This is a genomic window from Chryseobacterium sp. MYb7, from assembly GCF_002979455.1.
Taxonomy (GTDB): domain Bacteria; phylum Bacteroidota; class Bacteroidia; order Flavobacteriales; family Weeksellaceae; genus Chryseobacterium.
Genome location: NZ_PCOU01000001.1, coordinates 185783 through 208967, shown reverse-complemented (window position 1 = coordinate 208967; position 23185 = coordinate 185783). Strand labels below are relative to the sequence as shown.

Genomic DNA, 23185 nt, shown 5'->3' with positions numbered 1-23185 from the left:
GTTGATATTATATTTTTAATTACAATTATTTTTTAGCAGAAGCTTCTTTCTTTCCACTTCTTAAAATCTTTTCAAGGATTCTTAAAGTAATCAGATACGTTGGTTTTACTCCTGTAAGGCCAAGTCCTCCTGAAGATAGTGTACTTCCTGTTTCCAGCGGATTATCTGATGCATAATAAGCATACATCACAAACAGATCCGGTGAAATGTGGTGTCTGATCTTAGAAGCTACCTGAATGGCCTTCTGATAATGTGCTCCTTCCATTTCAAGACCAATGGCCTTCCATGAAGTATTCATAAAGTATGACAGAATATCTTTATTCTGAAGAGAGGTTCCTAAAACCGTAATCATTGGCCCTTCAAACGCTTTCAATTCACCATCTTTGAAATCTTCCAGTTTTAAAGCATTTTCAAAAGGATAATTATCTGCTGTTCCTTCAAAGATGTGAGAAGTAGGGATCATAATATCCCCTTTCGCTCCTGTAAGAATACCTGCTTTCCCCATAATAGAAACAGATTTCACATGCATCATGTATACTTCTCCTTTATGTTCAAAAGGTCTAAGCAACTCATCCATCACTTCAAAAGCCTGCTCTCCAAATGCATAATCAAAGACCATCACAACATCATCCCCTCCAAACTTACAGTCTGCAAAAGGTGTATTCTTCAGGTCTGTTTTGCTGAGGTCTATAATCTGTACATCTATATTACTTCCGCTTTTGTCAGCGATATGGATCATACCTTCATCCAAAGCATATTTTGAAACTTTATCACGAAGTTCTTTTTTGTTCGAAATTTCTTCGTACAGTTTATAATCAATCTCGTGATGTTGTTTCTTTTTAAGGGCATTATTAGCGTACAGCATATTTTTCACCGAGTGCATGTTGGCAGAAATAATATGCAACGGACGCATGTGAAGATTGTTTTCAAATAAAACCTCTTTCACTTTGTTGGCCCATTTTTCACCAAAATAATGGTGACCTACTCTTTCTTTTAATATAGAACTGAAATGAATTTCTCTTTCTCTGCTTCCTTTTGCATCATCAAGGCTTACTTTCCCTAAGTTGTAAATGATTTTAAATAAACGGTCAGGATTATGATCATCGCCAAAAGTATTGTAAGCTCTTAAAGTTTCATCAAAAGATCTTCCTATTAAAGAAGAAAGATGGATAAGCGCCACCTCCTTTTCTTTTCTGCTGAATTTCTTTTCACCTTTCACCACTTCTTCAATAATTTTGAAGGCACGTGTTGGTTTCCAGTTTTCGTCCTGGATGAATGCCAGGTTACGGATTTTATCAGCTTCTATAAACAGGAAGGTAAGGTGGGTAAGAATGTCATAAATTTCGGAACGGCCCAAAAGAACCTCAATATTCATCTGGTGTTCGTCTATTCTATAACAGTTTCTTCTTCTTTTCTTTGGAACAATAGGTTCGAAACTTCCTTTATCAAACCCTTCATCAGATGTAAGATGAATAAAAGCACATTCCTCAATCCCTTCCGGAAGCCTGTCTAAAACATACATCAAACCGTCAAGTTCCAATTTGCTTGGAATATTCATGGTTCCATAAATTTCCGGATTGATCGTCTTCAACAAACTTCTGATACTCTCTCCTGAAACTCCACCCGGCTTGAAAAATCCTCTATAAAATAAGTGTCTCATAGAGATGTATAGTCTTTCAATAGCCTCCGTTGTTTCTCTTGCTCTAGAATTTGTCATAAAATAAATTTCACACAAATATACAAAATCTTTACCCATTTTATTTTAACTGTCTTTTAATAAGTAGCTTAATCTCGTAGAATTATTGTAAATTGTACTCCATATTATCTATTTACATCCATACCCATACAAACAACCTTAGAATCTCACATTTTAAGTAGTAAATCACAAAACACCCCATTCAAAAAACACCAAACAACTGTTTAAATTGTATAAATTTTCACAACACCCCTAAAATTTTTAGGGTTAAAATGTTTTCAATTCATTTTTTTTGTAAATTTGCCCTGTAAAAATTCAACCCAATTATGTCAACCTTAAGATTCAAAGCATTAGAAACCCTTCCATTTAAGGATTTCAGAAAAGACAACTCTGTTGAGATCCCTGCGAAATTATCAGAGCTATTCTGCAAAAATGTTTTCTCAGAAGAAACCATGAGAGAATATTTAACGAAAGAAGCATTCGGTTCTATCATGGACGCGATTAAAAAAGGAACTAAAATCCAGAGACATATTGCAGATCAGGTAGCTGTAGCAATGAAAGACTGGGCAATGAGCAAAGGTGTAACACACTATACACACTGGTTCCAGCCTTTAACAGGTACTACTGCAGAAAAGCACGATTCTTTCTTCACTCCAATTGAAGGAGGCAGAGCAATCGAAAGATTCAGCGGAAACATGCTTATCCAGCAGGAGCCTGACGCATCATCTTTCCCTAATGGTGGTATCAGAAATACTTTTGAAGCAAGAGGTTATACGGCTTGGGATCCTACATCTCCGGCATTCATTATGGGAACTACACTATGTATTCCTTCCATCTTCATCTCTTATACAGGAGAAACTCTGGATTACAAAGCACCACTTTTGAGAGCTTTGAACGCTGTAGATGAAGCTGCAACGAATGTAATGCAGTATTTTGACAAAAATGTAACGAAGGTAACTCCTACTTTGGGTTGGGAGCAGGAATATTTCCTAGTTGATTCAGCATTATATCAATCACGTCCGGACCTTGTATTAACAGGGAAAACATTATTAGGACACTCTCCTGCAAAAGGACAGCAATTGGATGACCACTATTTCGGTTCTATTCCTACAAGAGTAATGAACTTCATGAAAGAGTTGGAAATCGAATGTATGAAATTGGGTATCCCTGCAACAACAAGACATAACGAGGTTGCACCAAACCAGTTTGAGCTTGCGCCAATGTTCGAAGAAGTGAACGTTGCTGTAGACCACAACTCTTTGTTGATGGACATCATGGCAAGAGTAGCTCACAAACACCACTTCCACATTCTTTTCCACGAAAAACCATTCGCAGGAGTAAACGGAAGCGGAAAACACAACAACTGGTCTTTAGCAACAGATACTGGTGAAAACCTACTAAGCCCAGGAAGAAATCCAAAGAAAAACTTACAGTTCTTAACATTCTTTGTGAACACCATTAAAGCAGTTCACGAGTATGCAGACCTTTTAAGAGCAAGTATCGCTTCTGCAAGCAACGACCACAGACTTGGCGCCAACGAAGCTCCACCGGCAATTATCTCCGTATTCATCGGAACTCAGTTGTTCAGCGTATTGGAAGAACTTGAAAAAGTAACAAACGGAAAATTATCTCCGGAAGAGAAAACAGAATTAAAATTAAATGTAGTTGGAAAGATTCCTGAAATTTTATTAGATAATACTGATAGAAACAGAACTTCCCCATTTGCATTTACAGGAAATAAATTTGAAATCAGAGCGGTAGGTTCTTCTGCAAACTGTGCAGAGTCTATGACCGTAATGAACACTATTGCTGCAAAACAGCTTAATGATTTCAAGAAAGAAGTAGATGCTTTAATTGAAACAGGTCTTAAGAAAGACGAAGCGATCTTCAATGTATTGAGAGAATATATCAAGCAGTGTAAAAACATCATGTTTGAAGGAGACGGATATTCTGATGACTGGGCGAAAGAAGCTAAGAAAAGAGGATTGAACAACCTTAAAACAACTCCGGAAGCTTTAAAACAGGAAATGGATAAGAAATTCTTAGATCTATATGAAGAAATGGGAATTTTCAACCACAGAGAAGTTGAAGCAAGAAACGAAATCAAATTAGAAAAATACTCTACGGTTATTGATATCGAATCAAGAGTGTTAGGTGATATCGCAAGAAACCACATCATACCTTCTGCATTAAATTATCAGAACAGATTAATTGAAAACGTAAAAGGTCTTAAAGAAATCTTTGGTGATAAAGAATTCAAAGCTTTAGCAAAAGAACAAATGAGTTTAATTACAAGCATTTCTGAAAATGTGTCTAAAATTAAACTTGGTGTTGAAGATCTTCTTAAAGCAAGAGAAGCAGCAAAAGGTATTTCAGACAGCCAAAAACAGGCGGAAAGCTATTGTAATAAAGTAAAACCATTATTCGATCCTATCAGAGAAGCTTCTGATACATTGGAAATGATGGTAGACGATGAGCTTTGGCCTATGACAAAATACAGAGAAATGTTGTTTACAAAATAACGTCCTGTAAAGTTCCATATTAGTTTAAATTCCCCGTTTTCCGGGGAATTTTTTATTTAGCCTAAAATACTAATAGACAAAGACTTCTATAACTTCAAATTTGATACAGAATTTAATTCTACTTTTGCTCTCATTATGAAAATCCTGATCATAGAAGACAACCATGAGCTTGCCCAAAGTATGAAATATTACCTTGAAGGTGAAAGCTACATCTGCGAATGTGCGTATCATTACCATGAAGCCTTAGAAAGACTCAGCTTCAATTCTTATGACTGTATTCTACTTGACATTATGCTGCCTGACGGAAACGGATTAAGTATTTTGAATTACATTAAAACTGAAAAAATCAACAGCGGAATCCTTATTATTTCTGCTAAAAATGCGCTGGATGATAAAATCAACGGGCTTGAAAAAGGTGCCGACGATTACATCACAAAACCGTTTCATCTACCGGAATTACACGCCAGATTAAGAGCCGTATACCGCAGAAAAAAAATGGATGGTTACAGCGAAGTGAAATTCAATGAGATTATATTAAATACAGACACCTTCGAAGTGATTATTCACACAGCAAGACTGGAAGTCACGCAAAAAGAATTTGAACTGCTGCTGTATTTTCTGGTGAATAAAAACCGCGTGTTATCCAAGCAGTCTATCGCCAATCATCTTTGGGGTGATTACACCGATAATTTAGCTAATTTTGACTTTGTTTATCAGCACGTTAAAAACCTTAGAAAAAAGATCGGAGCTGCCCGCGGCAACGATTATATTGAAACCATCTACGGATTGGGTTACAAGTTTAATGCTCTAAAACATAGTGGTGCATGAATTTATTGAATAAAATATCTGTCTGGTTTATTGCCATTATATTACTCGTTACCCCCATAAGCATGTACATTTCGTACACCAGTATAAAAAAACGTCTGGACAATGTTGAAATAGAAAGACTGAAACACGTTAACATCTACGTGATTAATCAAATAAAAAAGGGAGAAGATCCTGCAAAAACATCTCAGGGACTTCCGATTTCCATAAATTTACAAAGTAAAAAAAATATTCCATCCGAACCGGAAGTTATCCATACCTGTATGGAAAACAAAGGAGTTTCCAATAATGAATGTAAGATCCAGGTCAATTCTTATACAAAAGTTGATGACAAAATTTATAAAATTTCTTCATACGGCTACGTTTCCGCCACTCAACAAATCATGAGCGGAATGCTGGTTGCCCTTTTCTGGAAATTATTATTAATTACACTCATCGTTTTTATCACGGCAAGAATTTTATCTAAATTCATATTAAAACCTTTCCATCATGCCATTAATGAACTTCAGCAATTCAGTATTCAGAAAAAGGAAAGACTGCAGCTTTCAGAGACAAGTACCAAAGAGTTTAAAAAGCTTAATGAATTCTTGAAAACAATGACAGACAAAGCTTTGGAAGACTATGCTCCTGTGAAGGAATTTTCAGAAAACGCTTCCCATGAAGTTCAGACTCCTTTGGCCATTATTCAAAGTAAAATAGAACTGCTTGCAGAAACAGAGATCAATGAAAGCCAGGCTATTCTGTTGACAGACATTCAAAATTCCATTGATAAATTAAGCAGAATAAACCGCTCACTTATTCTTTTGACCAAACTGAACAACAATGAATTTTTAACGAACAAGGAGCTGAAATTCTGTACTGTGGAAAAGGAAGCATTATGCATGTATGCTGATCACCTCGCATTGAAGAATATTACGTTAAACAGAAATTGTGAAAAGAGTGTTTTCGTCAAAATTCACCCTACATTAGCCGAAATTCTCTTGAGTAACCTCCTCTCCAATGCCATCCGTCATAATCTTGAAGGTGGAAAAATTGAAATCAATTTAACGCACAATTATTTTCAAATTAACAACACCGGACTTCCGCCTCATGTTCCGACCCAGGAACTGTTCAAACGATTCAAAAAAAGCAATCAGTCTCAGGAAAGCATCGGGCTTGGGCTTTCTATTGTAAAACAAATTTGTGAAGTCAATGACTTTTCAGTTCATTATGATTTTACAGACGGCTGGCACAGCATTACTATCTATTTTGACAATATCAAAACACATGAATCTTCAATTTCCGAAAGGACATTAACTGAAAATACTATGGCTTTTGAACCCGTAGAACAGATGGTAAATTTTGCTAAATAACGATTCTCTTCATCACTTTCCCCAACTTCAAATTTGCTTCAAAATGTATTTTTTACTTTGAAAAAAGAAAAATACGTTAAATGCTTTCAAGAGTTTTTATTCTCGCATTATTATCCGTCTTTTTTACGAACACAGCAAAAGCACAGCAGGTTCTTACCCTTCAGTCTGCGCTGGAAACAGCTGTTCAGAATTACGGATCCATCAAAGCCAAGGAATCTTATCGGCAATCATCGAAGGAATCAATAGAATTGGCAAAACGGCAGTATCTGCCTAATCTTAACATCAGTATCCAACAGGATTATGGAACCGTCAACGGACAAAATGGTCCTTTGTATGGTTTCGGGGGATATGGAGTAGCCTCATCCGGACTTCCTCTCCCTGATCAAAACTGGAATGCTTCTTTCGGAGCTTTGTATCTGGCCAATGTCAACTGGGAATTTTTCTCTTTCGGAAAGGCTAAGCAAAGAGTGAAGGTTGCTGAATCCAAAAATCAGAGAGACACCAAAGATTTATCAGATGAAATCTTCCAGCACAAAGTAAAAGTGACCGCAGCCTACCTGAATGTTTTAGCAGCTCAAAAACTAAAACTTTCCTACGCCCGAAATCTGGGAAGAACCGATACCATCAGAAGAATTGTTGAGGTGAAAGAAAAAAACGGAATTGTTCCCGGCGTAGATTTATCTCTTGCAAAAGCAGATTACGCCAATGCAATGATCACCTATACTAAAGCAAAGGACAACGAACAGGAACAGGAAAACAAACTAGCCCAGCTATTGGGAATTCCGGCTCAGGAATTTGTTCTGGACAGTACTTTACTGAAAAGAATTCCGGCAGATTTCCCAACAGAAAAAAGCACTTCCCTGGAAAGCCATCCTTTATTGGCTCTGTATAAAAGCAGAATCGATGTCAGCGAACAGGAAAAGCAATTTCTTAAAACTCAATATTACCCATCGTTTTCAATGGTAGGCATTATTCAGACAAGAGGTTCTGGATTCGGGAATAATTATGCCCAAAATCAAAATGATTTTTCTTCCTCTTATTGGGATGGTGTTCATCCTACAAGAAGCAATTACCTGCTCGGGATTGGTGTTTCCTGGAATTTCACACAAACCTACAGACTCTCAAAAGAGATAAGCGCTCAGGATTATGTAAGCCAAGGGTTAAAGCATGAATATGATCTTGCTGAACAGCAATTAAAAGCCCAGTTGGATTTATCTGATAATAAATGGAAAAATGCACTCCTGATTTATGATCAGGTTCCAATTCAGCTCAGGTCTGCCAATGATGCTTATATCCAACGTTCTGTTTTATACAAAAACGGATTAACTGATCTTGTGGATTTATCCCAAGCCATTTATGCTCTCGTAAGAGCCGAAACCGACAGAGATATTGCCGTAAGTAATGTCTGGAACGCGTTATTATTAAAAGCAGCCGCGATGGGTGATTTCTCAGTATTTGAAAACGAACTGTAACATGAATATCAATTATAAATCAATAGTATCTCAATGAACTTAATAAGATTTGCATTAAGAAAACCCATTACGATTTTAGTGATTGTCGCCGGGCTGTTTTTCTTCGGAATCCGGTCCATGAACTCCATTAAAGTCGATATCTTTCCAAAACTGGATCTACCGGTGATCTATGTTTCACACCCTTTCAGCGGGTATACTCCACAGCAGATGGAAGCATTTTTCGCCAAACAATATATCAATATTTTCCTTTTTGTGAACGGGATCAAAAGTATTGAAACCAAAAACATTCAGGGATTAACGTTAATGAAAATTAATTTCTACCCCGGAACCGATATGGCGCAGGCCGCAGCAGAATTAAATTCATTTTCTACCAGAATCCAGGCGGCTTTTCCTCCGGGATCCAATCCTCCTTTTATCATTCGTTTTGATGCTTCTACACTTCCTGTCGGACAGCTCGTTTTAAGCAGTGACAAGAGATCAAACAATGAACTGCTCGACCTTGCCAACGTCTATGTCCGTTCTACATTTACCTCAATTCCCGGAATTGTTTCATCCCCTCCGTTTGGGGGAAATATCCGTACAGTGGTTATCAATGCCAATCCAGACTTGCTCCGGCAGCACAATATGACACCCGATCAGCTTGTGGAAGCATTGCGTTTGAACAACCAAACCGCCCCTTCCGGAAATGTAAGGATCGGAGACAAATATTATATCACTCCCACCAATACGATGATTAAAAACGTAAAAGATTTTGAGAATATTCCTTTGTACAAAGGCAGTGTTCAGAATCTTTATTTAAGGGATGTTGCCACAGTAACTGATGGAGCAGATATGACCTCAGGCTACGCTTTGGTAAACGGACGACGTTCTGTATATCTGAGTATTGCTAAAAGTGCCGATGCTTCTACGTGGGATGTTGTACAGAATTTAAAGAAACAATTGCCACAGATTCAATCTAACCTTCCGGATGATGTGAAAGTCAGCTTTGAATTTGACCAGTCAACCTATGTAATTAATTCCGTTAAGAGTTTATTGAGTGAGGGAACTATCGGAGCCATACTCACCGGATTGATGGTTATTTTATTCCTCGGTGATATCAGGGGAGCTTTGATTGTAATTCTTACCATTCCTACCTCTATTATTTCGGCGGTTTTATTTTTAAATCTTTTCGGTCAGACCATTAATATCATGACCTTAAGCGGACTTGCCCTCGCCATTGGAATTCTCGTGGATGAAAGTACCGTTACCATAGAAAACATTCACCAGCATCTGGACATGGGCAAACCAAAATCCCTTGCCGTTTGGGATGCCTGCAAGGAAATTGCCTTTCCGAAACTGTTAATTCTATTTTGTATTCTTGCTGTTTTTGCACCTGCATTTACGATGGGAGGAATTCCAGGATCACTGTTCCTGCCTCTTGCACTGGCCATTGGGTTCAGTATGATTGTTTCCTATTTCCTTGCACAGACTTTCGTTCCTGTAATGGCAAACTGGATTATGAAAGTAAAACATCACAAAGCAAAAGACGGTCATGTTCTGACAGATTCCGAAGAACTACAAAGAGCCGGATTAAGTGATGAAAGTGATACATGGAACCAGAAAGAGATTCTTCTGCAAAACGAAGACAGCAACCGTGACGGAAAAGTAAGTATGTTTGAAAAAATCCGATTCCGATATCTGAAGTTTTTAGACCGGATCATGCCGTACAGAAAAATCGTGGTCTCTGCCTATATTCTATTGATGATGGCAATGGTTGCCTTATTCCTGAATAGTATTGGCCGAGATGTTTTACCACAGGTAAACGGAAATCAGTTTCAGGTTAGAACAAGGATTCCGGATGGAACAAGGATAGAAAAAAATGAACTTCAAACCTTAAGATTATTAGATGGAATCAAAGAAATTGTTGGTAAAGACAATATTTCAATCACTTCCGCATATGTAGGAACGCATCCTACTCTTTTCTCCGTAAGCCCAATTTATCTTTGGATGGCAGGATCCCATGAAACCGTTTTACAAGTGGCATTAAATGAAGACTATCATACCAATATGGATGATCTGAAAGACAAAATCAGAGAAAAGGCCAAAAGCATTAATCCTGAGATGAAGTTATCCTTCGAGCCTATCGAATTAACAGAAAAAATTCTCAGTCAGGGATCCCCTACTCCTATTGAAGTAAGATTATCCGGAAGAGATAAAAGTGTGAACGAGGCTTATGCTAAAAAAATAGAAGCTGAACTTAAGAAAATTCCGTATTTAAGAGATGTTCAGATAGGTCAGTCTATAAAATATCCTGCACTCGACATCAATGTTGACCGTGTTCGCGCAGCTCAGCTGGGTATTGACATGTCTGATGTTTCACGTTCATTGGTAGCTTCTACTTCATCGTCAAGGTTTACGGAAAAAAATATCTGGACGGATGAAAAAGCAGGTTACAGCTACAACGTTCAGGTTCAGATTCCTGAAAATAAAATGAACAGCAAAGAGGAAATTGCAGGAATTCCATTGCAAAAAAATTCCAACCGACCGAATCTTGGGGATGTTGCTACGATTAAAAACAGCTTCACTTATGGAGAAACCGATAACCTTGGAGCAATGCCAACACTCACTGTTACCGCCAATCTTAATCACACCGATTTAGGAACCGCTTCAAGAGATGTTCAAAAAGTAATTGATCATATCGGTGAGCTTCCGAGAGGTCTCAACGTACAACTGATTGGTTTAAGCCAGACTTTAAATGAAACATTAAGCAGCTTACAATACAGTTTGATCATTGCCATTGTAGTGATATTCCTAATGCTTGCCGCCAACTTCCAGTCTTTTAAAGTTTCAGGCGTTGTATTGGTAACTGCACCAGCGGTTTTGGTAGGGTCTTTAGCGTTATTAATCATAAGTGGATCAACGCTTAACCTCCAATCCTACATGGGAATCATCATGTCTGTCGGAGTTTCCATTTCAAATGCTGTATTGTTGATTACCAATGCGGAACAATTAAGAAAACATAACGGAAATGCCTTACTTTCAGCCAGAGAAGCCGCCGCGTTGAGGTTAAGACCTATCGTAATGACAGCATTAGCAATGGTTGTTGGAATGGTTCCGATGGCATTAGGTTTAGGAGAAGCCGGAGATCAGGTTTCACCCTTAGGAAGAGCTGTAATCGGAGGTTTGATAGCCTCTACATTCGCTGCCCTTTTCATCCTTCCGCTGGCATTTGCGTGGGGACAAGGAAAAGCTACCACTCAAAGTGTTTCTCTTGATCCTGAAGATGAAGAAAGTATTCATTATATGCCTGAAATTGTAAAATAAGTAACCTTAAGCTATTAAAAATAAAAGATGAACAAATTATATAAATATTTAATTCCGGCAGTACTGATTTTCAGCCTTCAAAGCTGCGGCCATGAAGAGAAGAAGGAGGCAAAAAAATCTGCAGAACCTTCAGCACCGGAAATCGAAACGGTAAATCCTAAACAGGAAGACTTTTCTTCATCCACTATTATTCCGGGAGAATTACAGCCTTATCAGAAAGTTGATGTTTATGCCAAGGTAAGCAGCTTTGTTAAAAAATTGTATGTTGATGTAGGAAACGAAGTAAAGGCTGGCCAATTACTAGCCACATTAGAAGCTCCGGAGATCAATTCTCAGCAAAGTGCAGCATCATCAGCTTTAAAATCGAAGGAAGCCCTGTATATTGCCAGTAAAGCAAAATATGACCGTTTAAAGGAAACAAGCAAAACTCCAGGAACCATTTCAGCACTTGATCTGGAACAGGCTTTAGCAGCTCAGAAATCTGATCTGGCTCAATTGGAGGCTGCCAAAGCATCCTATCGTGAAGTAGCAGATGTTAAAAACTATTTGCAGATCAGAGCTCCGTTCAGCGGGAATATTGCCACGAGAAATGTAAGCGCAGGTGCTTATGTAGGACCATCAGGAAAAGGTTCTGACCTTCCGATGTTCAATCTTGTACAACAGGATAGATTACGTTTGGTTGTGAATGTTCCGGAGTCTTATACCGGACTGTTGAATAAAAACGGCGATATTAAATTCTCTATTCAATCTATTCCAGGAGAGACTTTCACGGCAAAAGTGTCAAGATTCGCAGGAGCTTTAGATAACAAATTACGTTCTCAATGGGTAGAAATGGATGTATACAATAAAGACAAAAGACTTCTCCCGGGAATGGTTGCCAATGTTATTCTTCCTTTAAGCGAAAACAGTAAATCATTGTCTGTTCCTACATCTGCTGTGCTTAATTCTACCCTGGGGGTATTTGTCATTAAAGTAGAAAAAAATACGGCTCATTGGATTCCGGTAACATCAGGGATTGCCAATGGCGAGACTACTACAATTATAGGTCCGGTATCTTCTGGCGATATGATTGTTAAGAATGCATCAGAGGAAATCCGTGATGGGCAGAATATTAGAATTAAAGCCCCGAAATAGGCTTACAACCGTGTATTTATTAACAAAAATTATAATCTCTTTTTTAGACTTAAAAATTTTAAAAATAGGCTGATTCAGGATAAAGCGAAATAAGTTTGTTAAAGAATCTTAATAAAAAAAACCGCACACTTACCAAAAATAGGCTGTTGCGGTTTATTTTTCTTTAACATATGTAAATAATATGTTAAAATGTGTTAAAGTAAGATCCTGACAATTATCATATCAGGGGTCTTTTGCTCGGAATCTCTACTTTTGTAATGCTTTTGAAAATAAATATTCCTTTTTAACACGGATAATCAAATATATATGAAGAAAAGAGTTTTGTTTTATTTAGTTGCTATAGTTACTACAGTATCATTGCAATCGTGTGCTACAAATTATGTGGTTTCAAAACCAGCAACTTACACAAAAGAATACAAAACAGATGCCAAACTAGCTTCTATAGATAGCAAAAAAATGGAACAGGATAAGCAAAAACTTATCGACTCTTTCCTGGCTGAAAAGGCTGCATCTATCGCTAGTGCTAAAAAAGCAGTTAAAAATTCTGAGATTGCGAAAGTAATCAAACATAATAAAACCATTGACGGTATCCTTGAAGAAGCTGAAACATACCTTGGGACTCCTTACAGATACGGAGGGACAACCAGAAACGGTATAGATTGTTCAGCTTTTGTTCTTTCTGTATTCGGAGCAGCAGCAGGTCTTAGCTTACCTAGAGTAGCAGCATCTCAGTCTCAGGAGGGTGAAAGAATTGAAAAAGGAGACTTACAGAAAGGAGATTTGATTTTCTTTTCTCATGGAAGAAGAATTTCTCACGTAGGTATTGTAGAAAGTGTTTCTGAAGAGGGTGAGATTAAATTTATCCACGCAGCAACATCAAAAGGAGTAATGATTTCTTCACTGAATGATTCTTATTGGGGGCCTAAATTCAGATTCGCTAAGAGAGTGATCAATGAAGAAGGAGAAGCTTACAATAACTTAGCAGCCGCTACGCTTTCTACACCCGCAAATTTTTAATTTTATAAATAATTGATTTAAATAATGAAGCCATCAGAATTCTGATGGCTTTTTTATATGTGCTATTTGATTAAGTTTCGACTGAAGCCAATTGGAATATATATTTAAAGAAAAAGCGGGTTAAAACCCGCTCCTATTGATTTAATATCTATATTTTTATAAATAATCTTTACACCGTTGAGAGATCAGCCGTTCTTGTCAATTTCAATATCCAGCTTATACAAAAGTCCGTAGATTTCGGAAAGTGAAAATTTGGCCTTTTTAAGCTTATTTAAAGTCGGATCTATTGAGTAGTTAACCGAAGTCCTGAAATCTGCCTTTTCGAGGTTGGTATTGTCGAAAACAGCACCCGACAGATCACAGCTGCTAAAGACTGCATTAGACAAATCGCATTCAGCAAAATCAACTTCAATTAATTTAGAATCTTTGAAAACCGTTTTCTTAATGGAGGTTTGATAAAATACTGAGTTATTTAAAGCACTTCCATCAAATTTGAAAGATAATCCGAACGGATTACAGTCATTAAACTGAAGCCCAAACATTTTGCAGTCTTTGAAAATTACATCATGAAACGCCGTCTTTACAAGCTTTGCCATGCTGAGGTTGCATTCAATGAACTCACAATCTGTAAAGATAAAACCGGATAGGTCTCCATACTCGAAATTACAGTTTCTGAAAATGCAGTTTTCGTATTCGCTTTTTTCTGAAGGATGCTGCGTGAAATCTTTGTTCTCGAAATTTTCGTCTGAGAAATAGGATTGTTTCATAAAAATGTATTGATGAAGTTGATTTTGAATACGAATGGTAAGCAGAACAATGATCAACTTCCATCATCCAGCTTCCAGCCTCCCTCTTTTACACCAAACTATTCTTATCCGAATAATTAAGTTTAAAAAAGATAAAAGTCATCATCGAGAAGGCCAATAAAGAACTTCCTCCATAACTGAAATAGGGAAGCGGAATTCCAACGGTCGGGAAGAGCCCCATAACCATCCCTAAATTGATCGAAAAGTGCATAAGCAGAATCGACGCAAAGCAATACCCGAATACGCGGTTAAAAGTAGACTTCTGTTGTTCTGCCAGATAATATATCCTTCCGATATAAATCATGTAACACAGGATCAAAACTGCACTTCCTACAAAGCCCCATTCTTCTCCTACCGTACAAAAAATATAATCGGTTTCCTGCTCGGGAACGAATTTCCCTTGGGTAACTGATCCCTCACGGTAACCCTTCCCCCAGATTCCACCGGAACCGATGGCTGTTTTGGAATATAACAAGTTGTAACCCGAAGTATCTCTGAATGCTTTTTCTCCTTTATAAAGAACCTCAATTCTTTCTCTTTGGTGTTTAGGAAGTTTTTCTAGAATATAGGGAGACCCGAAAGCCAGTCCGCACAGCAAAAGAATAGATCCTGAAATTCCTGAAATAGAAATTACATCCCAGGACATTCTGTGATAGTTCATGGCAATCAGAACACCGGCAATTACTAAAACGGCTACTGCTACATAAACAGGAGGAATTGCCAGCGAAATAAGAAAGACTCCGGCAAAAATAAAACCAACAGTAAATAAAAGACCACTCAGCCCTTCTCTATATAATGCAATGAAGAATGCAATAAATACAAGCATGGAACCTACATCCGGAATAGCAAGAACCACTGCTGCCGGAATACCAATAATGGCTAAAGTAGTCCATAAAGATTTTTTGTTTTTAAGATTAAAATCGGGTCCGGAAACATAATTAGCCAGCATGAGAGCTGTACCGATCTTTGCAAACTCTACAGGCTGCATGGTAAAGCTTCCAAATTTATACCAGTTCTTCTGTCCAAGGATTTCTTTACCAAACGGGAAAAGACCTATCAGCAGTAAAACGCCGCCAATATAAATAATACCCGCCATATTCTCAAAGAACTTACTTCTGCTAAAGAAGATGATGAGTCCCACGAATAACGAGATACAGAAAAATACTAATTGTTTTTCACCCAGTTTCTGGTCAACACTGTAGATATTTGCAATCGCAAAAATGCAAAGCAGGAAATACAGCCCAAGGCCCAGTTTATCTATTCCTTCCGTCCATTTCATTGCTTCACAGGTTTTTTAGCAGTATTATTCTTTTTTGCGTCTTCTTCTATTTTCTTTTGCAGCTTAGCTTTTTGCTGTTTCACCAGCTCCAGACTATCTTTTATTCTTTTTTGTTTAATTGAATCGGGTTTAGGATCAATATACAATCCTTTGCGTTTTAAATCTGCCACCCATTGCCTTTTATATTCCGGCATGAAACTCGAGGTGATCATTTTTTTATAAAGATTTTCTCTTTTCAAGTCACCTGTAATATATTTTTCAGCAATCACTGTACACGCAGGCCCTGCCCATGTCGCTCCGAATCCGGCATGCTCCATTACTGCAACGACAACAATTTTGGGTTTATCAGCCGGAGCAATCAATACAAAGATAGAATTATCCTTCCCTTGTGGAACCTGTGCTGTTCCTGTTTTAGCTAGCTGCGTAAAATCATTGGATTTCAATCCTCTTGCTGTTCCTCTCAAAACTACGGCTTCCATTCCTTTTAGAACTGGTTCAAAATGTTTTGGATCAACTAAAGTTTGATGTTTAACTTTAAATCTTTGATCAGGATTTGGTTTTCCATCAATTGCTTTTACGATATGAGGGGTATAATACCATCCTCTGTTAGCAATAGCGGCCACATAATTGGCAAGCTGAATGGGCGTTACCAAAACATCTCCCTGTCCCATCCCATTATAAATAGCACCGGTTGACATTTCATCCCAGTTTTTAAAATCAGTTCTTTGAGAACCGCTTGCTTTCATGATGGCTTTAAATCTTTTTTCGTAAAAATCTCCTGAAGGAATTCTTCCTTTGGCTCCCACAGCAAAATCATTATTCAAAAATTCTCCTACTCCGAAACTGCTCATGATTTTTTTCCATTCATCAACACCTTTTGAAGGATTTCCTGGATATTTTTTGATAATAGCTATAAATGCATAGGTGAAAAAACAGTTACTGGAAACCTGAATGGAAGGAATAAGCGGATCTGCTCCGCCATGGCCTTTAATTCTTTTCCCTTTATAGAAAAATCCTCCTCCACAAGGGAAAATCGTCTTTTCATCCATTACTCCCATTTGCATTGCTGCCAGGGCTGTTAACAATTTAAAAGTTGATCCCGGAGGGTATCCCGCCTGTAAAGAACGGTCAAAAGTAGGTTTATTTTCGTAAAGAGTATCTTTTGAAAGAGCATATAAGTTTTTCGACTTATAAGGTCCGGTGAAAAGGTTCGGATCAATATCCGGTCCGGTTGCTGCAACTAATACTTCCCCATTATTTGGGTCTAAAGCTACAATTGCACCGTGTTTGTTGACCATCATTTCTTCAGCTGTTCTCTGAAGATCATAATCTATAGTTAATGTGATATCTTTACCCGTAATCACATCTTTGTCCAAAGATCCGTTTTTATAAGAACCAATATTTCGGAGTCTGATATCTTTTTGGATATATTTCACTCCTTTCACTCCACGAAGCTCTTTTTCATAAGACTTTTCAACACCTGTTTTCCCAATGAAATCTCCCGGTAAATAGTAGGCTGAGTCTTTTTTTATTTCACGCTCATTTACTTCGCTGGTATACCCAAGAAGGTTACCTGAAGTGGAAACTTCATATTGACGCTGAGGTCTTTGTACAATATTAAAAGCTGGGTATTTAAAAATAATTTCCTGAACTCTTGCAATGTCTTCTCTGCTCAGATCCTTCAGAAAAGTCATGGGAGTAAGTTTAGAATAATACTTCTCTTTTTTAATAACCTCAATTCTTTTGATAAAATCTGCCTTGGAGATCTTCATCAGGGTACAAAATCCGAGTGTATCAAAATCAGGTCTCATTAAAGCCTGTGTAAAAGAGACTTCATATGCAGGCTGGTTTCCTACCATGATTTTACCGTTCCTGTCAAAAATAACTCCACGCTGCGGAATAATGTATTCTGTTTTGATGGAGGTATTGGCTGCATTTAATGCATAACGGTCTGTAAATAATTGCAAATAAGCAAGCCTCACCACAAAAATGAGGGCGATAGCAACAAGGATGGAAAAAATTTTTAAATAACGTGTGTTCAAACTTTTTGTTTGATTTTAAATATTAATGCGTAGATGACTATAAAGATAAATGAAATTACACTTGTTACCAACACATTAAATAATATTTCAAAAAACCTGCTAAACTTAAAGAATTCAATATACTGTACTAAAAGCTGATGCAGGAAAATACTTGAAAATAAAAACAGCAAAAACTGCGCCCATTGAAGGGACTGAAAAGAGAAAAAGTCTGTAGATGTATCTGTGGAAGTCCTGAAGATCAACGTTCTGAAATAAGCAATTAACGTTGTCGCAAATGCATTGATCCCCCAAGAATAGAGGAAACCATCAATAGAAAGTCCTATTAAAAAGCTCAATGCCAGGAACTGAAATTTATTTCTGAAAAATGGATAGAACATGACAAATACAGGATATAATACCGGAGTATATTTCCCGAAAAGCGTAATCCTGTTCAATACAAATATCTGTAATGCAACAAGAAAAATCATGATCAATATATCGGTAAATAAAGTCCTGCTAATCATTTTCTTTTTTTATTACAGCCTGCATAGTGTCCTGAATCTTCTGCACTTCTGCTTTCTTAAGATTCTTCACTACATACACTTTATTCAACGCTCCCATTTTTTCACTCAGCTCTACGGAGATATCCCAGAAGCCGGTTTTATTATCTACAGAATATCCGGCAATAGTACCAATGGTAACCCCTTTAGGAAAGATGGCGGATTTACCGTCGGTAACAACCGAATCCCCTACTTTCAGGGCAACATATTTTGGAATGTCCGCAAGGTGCATCACTCTGGAGTTATCTCCATTCCATGTTAAAGTACCGAAATATCCTGAGTTTTTGAGTGCTGCATTAATTCTGATCTTGTTTACACTTAAAACCGACTGAACCAATGCATAACTGTCTGTAGAATTGATTACAATTCCCGCTATACCTCTTGGCGCCATTACTCCCATTTGAGGAAAAACCCCATCTCTTCGGCCACGGTTGATTGTAAAATAGTTATTTCTTCTGTTGATACTATTGAAAACAATTTCTCCATCAACAAAAGTATAGATCTGCCCACCACCAATGGTATCATGAACTCTTTTGAAAACAGGAGTTTTCGCTCCGTCTTTTCCATAGAGTTCAGTCATAAGGGCTTTATTCTGAACCACAAGATCTTCGTTAATCTGTTTTAGTTTCAGATAAGAAACTCCTTCATCAATATATCCGGAAACCCAGGAATTGAAAGCAGCCGTCTGGCCCGCTATCCAGGATTTCTGCATGGCATTTCTGGAGAATATCAAAACCAGAGCAATAATTTGCAGGAATATAAAGAAGACGAAAAGAGTATTCTTCGAAAATAATCTCAGCAAAAATCCCATTCAGATATAAAGTCGTAAAAAGTTAAAATTATTTAATTAAGAAATTGAACTTATCCATATTCTTAAGAGCAATACCTGTTCCACGAACGACAGCTCTCAACGGATCTTCAGCCACAAATACAGGAAGACCTGTCTTTTTGTGAATTCTGTCCGCAAGACCTCTTAATAACGCTCCTCCTCCGGCAAGATAAATACCCGTTTTGTAGATATCAGCTGCCAATTCCGGTGGTGTAAGAGATAATGTCTCCATTACGGCATCCTCGATTCTGATGATCGATTTGTCTAATGCACGTGCAATCTCTTTGTATCCAACCATAATTTCTTTTGGCTTCCCTGTAATAAGGTCTCTACCTTGTACCGGGATATCCTCGATATCTACATCAAGATCTTCTACTGCAGAACCTACTTCAATTTTGATTCTTTCAGCTGTTCTTTCTCCGATATAAAGGTTATGGTGAGTTCTTAAGTAATAAGCAATATCATTGGTAAATACGTCTCCGGCAATCTTCACAGATTTATCACATACGATACCTCCTAAAGCTACTACAGCAATCTCCGTAGTACCACCACCTATGTCGATGATCATATTTCCTTCAGGCTTCTGTACGTCTATCCCTACCCCAATTGCAGCTGCCATTGGTTCGTAGATCAATCTTACTTCTTTTGCATTTACTTTTTGAGCAGAGTCTCTCACCGCTCTTTTTTCAACTTCAGTAATACCAGAAGGGATACAGATTACGATTCGTAATGCCGGTTGAATAAATTTACCTTTGATTCCAGGAATTTTCTTGATGAATTCCTTGATCATATGTTCAGAAGCGTGGAAATCAGCAATAACCCCGTCTTTCAAAGGACGGATAGTCTTGATATCCTCGTGAGTTTTACCTTGCATATGCTTAGCCTGTTCACCTACAGCAATGGGTTTACCCGTAGAACGTTCAATTGCAACAATTGACGGTTGATCTATAACAATTTTATTATTATGGATAATAAGGGTATTAGCCGTTCCCAGGTCTATCGCAATTTCTTGCGTAAACATATCAAATAAACTCATATTTTTCTTCTGATTTTAAGATTACAAAGATATAAATTTAAGACTACTAAAGAAATTTCCCACCAACTTAATTTGGTTAAAATTTTATTAAAATTTATAATTCTTTATTAACTTTTAGTCTAGACATTTACAGAGTTTGATTTCAACTAAAATTAATGGAGTGTTAAAAAGGCGGAAAAGACTAAAAAACCTAGCAAAAATGACGGAAATAAAACTAAAAAACACAAGTACATTTACCTACATAAGCAATTTTGCAATTTTTGTGATTTCATAATTTTGCCTTTATGCCATAAACCCGATCCTCCTTCCTATAGTTTTTTACGATAATTATCATATACACTATCTGAGAGTAATTAATTAAAAAAAGCGTAAATTTGCGACTGCTTATGTTACAGTATTCCAACATCCATCAAACGTCGAATTTTGCCGTGCTTTCCATAAGCTACGAGAAAGCCGATGTAGAAACGAGAGGAAAGTTTGCATTCTTTGATGAAAACATCAAAAACTTCGTCTCCAGAGTCCACAATGAAGACCTGGGCGATGCATTTGTAGTTTCTACCTGTAACAGAACCGAAATTTATACCACTTCTCCCAATTATCTTTTAGTGGCTGAAGAATATTGCAAAACCATTGGAGTACACCTTACGGATTTCCTTCAGTTTGCCAATATCTTAACTAAAGAGGAGGCTCTTATTCATCTTTTCAGAGTAGCAGCTGGCCTTGAAAGTCAGATTATCGGAGATTTTGAAATTATCGGTCAGATCAAAAAAGCATACAGCCGTTTCAAAAAGGAACGACAAAATTCTAACCCTTATCTGGAAAGAGCCATTAATGCTGCTATTCAGATTTCGAAAAGAATAAAAAATGAAACCGGTATTTCCAATGGAGCAGCTTCTGTTTCCTATGCAGCGGTTCATTATATTTTAAACAGCCAGAAAAGAATCGCTGAGAAAAACATCTTACTTTTAGGGGTAGGTGAAATTGGACAAAATACCGTTGAAAATCTGGTAAAACATGTCTATCAGCCAAAAATCAAAATTGCTAACAGGACTCAGGAGAAAGCTGAAAAGATTTCCCAGAAATATAATATTCCCCATGTTGATTATTCTGATTTTGACAAGGAATTAAAAAACACTGATATTCTTATTGTAGCAACAGGAGCCAAACATCCTATTGTCAACCAGTCCCATTTCCCGAACGGAAAAGAAACTCTGATTATTGACCTTTCAATTCCGCACAACGTTGAAAAAAATGTTACCGAAAATGAAAATGTAACATTGATTGATGTGGATGAGCTTTCAAAACAGATCCAGGAAACAATTCAACAGCGTGAAAGAGAAATTCCAAAAGCTGAAAAAATCATCAAGGAACTGATGAAAGAATTTATTGAATGGGAGAAAAAGAGAAAACTGGCACCCAATATTCATCATTTCAAAGCGGTTTTAAAGAATATGGAACGCAATGAAATGCATAATTTTTATAGAAAGAATAAATACATAAACATCACGGACATGGAACTTTCTGACAAAATGATCCAGAAAATCACCAACCGTTTTGCAAAATATATCATTGACAACCCTTTAAAAGCCGAAGAAATTAGTAAATTAATGCACGAAATATTAGTTGAACAACCAAACAACGAATTCAATGAAAAGCATTAGAATCGGAACGAGAAATTCCGCACTTGCACTTTGGCAGGCTAGAGAGGTTGCGAGGCACCTTCAGAACAACAATTATTTAACGGAAATTGTTCCTATCGTTTCTTCTGGCGATAAGAACCTTAATCAACCACTCTATTCTTTAGGAATTACCGGGGTTTTCACAAGAGACCTTGATATTGCTCTATTGAATGATGAGATTGATATTGCCGTACATTCTTTAAAAGATGTTCCTACTCAATTGCCTCAAAATATTGAGATGGTCGCTTATCTGGAAAGAGATTATCCACAGGACATTCTGATCAGAAAAGAATCTGCAAGGAATAAAGAATTCCATGAGCTTAAACTTGCTACCAGCAGTTTGAGAAGAAGAGCTTTCTGGCTGAGAAATTATCCGACTACTGATTTTTCGGATATTCGCGGAAATATTCAGACCAGACTTCAAAAACTGGAAGATGGAGATTTTGATGCTACCATTTTATCTTTGGCAGGAATCAAAAGAATGAAAATGGAAATTGATTATGAAATGCTTCCATTAATGATTTGCGCTCCATCTCAAGGCGTAATTTCCGTAGCTGGACATACCGGCAAGCCGGAGATCAATGAGATTGTAAGCCAGATTAACCACAAGCAGACACAAATCTGTGTAGAAATTGAAAGAAACTTCCTGAGCACTCTAGAAGGAGGCTGTACAGCACCGATTGGGGCTTACGCAGAAATCATCGGAGATCAGATCCGTTTCAAGGCTGCACTTTGCTCTTTGGATGGGAAAAACTGTATTGCTGTGGATGAAAACTTTGACTATACTCCAACCGAAAATTTTGGAGAAAAGTTTGCCAAAGTCGTTCTTGAAAACGGTGGAAAAGAATTAATGGCAGAAATCAAAAGCCAGATCTGATATTTCAGATTGTAAATTCTTTTAGCCATTCTTTTTCATCTTCTTAATTTTACAGACATGAAAATCTTATTTACCAAAAATATAGACCAAATGATTATATCCAAAGAATTAGGAGAGGATATTTTGGCTGACTGTGTGGAGGTAATTAAGACCAAACCTATTATGATCAGCCCTTTTGATCTGAAAAATTATTCTTTGATCTTCACCAGTGCGAATGGAGTTATTTTATTTTTCAAAAACAGATTTAAGCCCAATGAAAATTTTACCGCCAAAAATTACAACAAGATCTATTGTGTAGGTGAAAAAACGAAGAGAGAACTGAGAAAGCATGGCTTCGGAACTTTTAAAGTATTGAAAAATGCTGAGACCCTTTCCAGATTCATTATCGGGAATTGCCAGCACGAGCAGTTTCTTCATTTTTGCGGTAATCTTGCCATCAATGTTCTGGATAAGCAGCTTCCTTTACAAAACATTAAATACAAAAAAGTTACGATATACAATACTGAGGAAACTCATCCTGTAATAAATGAAAAATATCATGCCGCAGTATTTTTTAGTCCGAGCGGAGTTCGTAGTTTTGCAAGGCGAAATTCTCTGGAGGGTATGAAGCTTTTTTCAATTGGCGAAACGACTTCCGGAGAGTTGAGAAATTATACCCAGGAAGACATTTTTACTTCTGAAGAAAATACACTGACTTCTATCTTTGAACTGATAAGAAGAGAAATAAGAAGTAGAATTTAGAATATCTGTTACCGAATATTAGCGGTAATATTAGTT

17 protein-coding genes are annotated in these 23185 nt (G+C 37.3%); 10 read left to right on the top strand and 7 right to left on the bottom strand.

All coding sequences use genetic code 11. The annotated features are described in order from the left end of the window. Positions 1–25 precede the first annotated feature (25 nt). Complete coding sequence (locus CQ046_RS00980; RefSeq protein ID WP_105700464.1) at positions 26–1717, bottom strand: DUF6909 family protein; 1692 nt, start codon at positions 1715–1717, stop codon at positions 26–28. A 305-nt stretch (positions 1718–2022) separates the two neighbouring features. On the opposite strand from CQ046_RS00980, the gene CQ046_RS00975 reads away from it, so the two are divergent. The 7 genes from CQ046_RS00975 to CQ046_RS00945 all read left to right on the top strand — a co-directional run bounded on the left by CQ046_RS00975 (position 2023) and on the right by CQ046_RS00945 (position 13321). After that, on the top strand, positions 2023–4218 hold the full coding sequence (locus CQ046_RS00975) for a glutamine synthetase III (RefSeq protein ID WP_105700463.1): 2196 nt from the start codon (positions 2023–2025) through the stop codon (positions 4216–4218). A gap of 135 nt (positions 4219–4353) precedes the next feature. Next, positions 4354–5046, top strand: coding sequence for a response regulator transcription factor (locus CQ046_RS00970; protein WP_105700462.1), 693 nt, complete (start codon positions 4354–4356; stop codon positions 5044–5046). Next, on the top strand, positions 5043–6395 hold the full coding sequence (locus tag CQ046_RS00965) for a sensor histidine kinase (protein ID WP_105700461.1): 1353 nt from the start codon (positions 5043–5045) through the stop codon (positions 6393–6395). Before CQ046_RS00970 ends, CQ046_RS00965 begins: the two co-directional genes overlap by 4 nt. An 80-nt stretch (positions 6396–6475) precedes the next feature. Beyond that, positions 6476–7867, top strand: coding sequence for a TolC family protein (locus CQ046_RS00960; RefSeq protein WP_105700460.1), 1392 nt, complete (start codon positions 6476–6478; stop codon positions 7865–7867). A gap of 33 nt (positions 7868–7900) precedes the next feature. After that, on the top strand, positions 7901–11170 hold the full coding sequence (locus CQ046_RS00955; protein WP_105700459.1) for an efflux RND transporter permease subunit: 3270 nt from the start codon (positions 7901–7903) through the stop codon (positions 11168–11170). Positions 11171–11197: 27 nt separating this feature from the next. Continuing rightward, the gene (locus CQ046_RS00950; protein WP_105700458.1) at positions 11198–12304 is read left to right on the top strand and encodes an efflux RND transporter periplasmic adaptor subunit; all 1107 of its coding nucleotides are present in this window, start codon (positions 11198–11200) and stop codon (positions 12302–12304) included. 306 nt (positions 12305–12610) lie between these two features. Continuing rightward, entirely contained in the window at positions 12611–13321 is a 711-nt protein-coding gene (locus CQ046_RS00945; protein ID WP_105700457.1) for a C40 family peptidase, read from the top strand. 185 nt (positions 13322–13506) lie between these two features. On the opposite strand, the gene CQ046_RS00940 is transcribed toward CQ046_RS00945, so the two are convergent. The 6 genes from CQ046_RS00940 to CQ046_RS00915 form a co-directional block, all read right to left on the bottom strand. Continuing rightward, a complete protein-coding gene (locus CQ046_RS00940; protein ID WP_105700456.1) occupies positions 13507–14088 on the bottom strand; it encodes a pentapeptide repeat-containing protein in 582 nt (193 codons plus the stop codon). An 88-nt stretch (positions 14089–14176) separates the two neighbouring features. Next, on the bottom strand, positions 14177–15406 hold the full coding sequence (gene rodA / locus CQ046_RS00935; protein WP_105700455.1) for a rod shape-determining protein RodA: 1230 nt from the start codon (positions 15404–15406) through the stop codon (positions 14177–14179). Then, positions 15403–17448, bottom strand: a complete 2046-nt coding sequence (locus CQ046_RS00930; RefSeq protein WP_105700454.1) for a peptidoglycan D,D-transpeptidase FtsI family protein — start codon at positions 17446–17448, stop codon at positions 15403–15405. Before CQ046_RS00930 ends, rodA begins: the two co-directional genes overlap by 4 nt. Next, complete coding sequence (locus CQ046_RS00925; protein WP_002982456.1) at positions 17445–17951, bottom strand: hypothetical protein; 507 nt, start codon at positions 17949–17951, stop codon at positions 17445–17447. The genes CQ046_RS00930 and CQ046_RS00925 overlap by 4 nt, the downstream gene beginning before the upstream one ends. Next, positions 17944–18798 (bottom strand): rod shape-determining protein MreC, encoded by an 855-nt coding sequence (mreC, locus tag CQ046_RS00920; protein WP_105700453.1) that lies wholly within the window; start codon positions 18796–18798, stop codon positions 17944–17946. The genes CQ046_RS00925 and mreC overlap by 8 nt, the downstream gene beginning before the upstream one ends. 28 nt (positions 18799–18826) lie before the next feature. After that, positions 18827–19852 (bottom strand): rod shape-determining protein, encoded by a 1026-nt coding sequence (locus CQ046_RS00915; protein ID WP_045491741.1) that lies wholly within the window; start codon positions 19850–19852, stop codon positions 18827–18829. 386 nt (positions 19853–20238) lie between these two features. Between CQ046_RS00915 and hemA the strand changes: the two genes are divergently transcribed. The 3 genes from hemA to CQ046_RS00900 are packed head-to-tail and all read left to right on the top strand — an operon-like array spanning position 20239 to position 23149. After that, a complete protein-coding gene (gene hemA / locus CQ046_RS00910; RefSeq protein ID WP_105700452.1) occupies positions 20239–21513 on the top strand; it encodes a glutamyl-tRNA reductase in 1275 nt (424 codons plus the stop codon). Further along, on the top strand, positions 21500–22408 hold the full coding sequence (gene hemC, locus CQ046_RS00905) for a hydroxymethylbilane synthase (protein ID WP_105700451.1): 909 nt from the start codon (positions 21500–21502) through the stop codon (positions 22406–22408). The genes hemA and hemC overlap by 14 nt, the downstream gene beginning before the upstream one ends. Before the next feature lie 57 nt (positions 22409–22465). Further along, complete coding sequence (locus CQ046_RS00900) at positions 22466–23149, top strand: uroporphyrinogen-III synthase (protein WP_105700450.1); 684 nt, start codon at positions 22466–22468, stop codon at positions 23147–23149. Positions 23150–23185 lie beyond the last annotated feature (36 nt).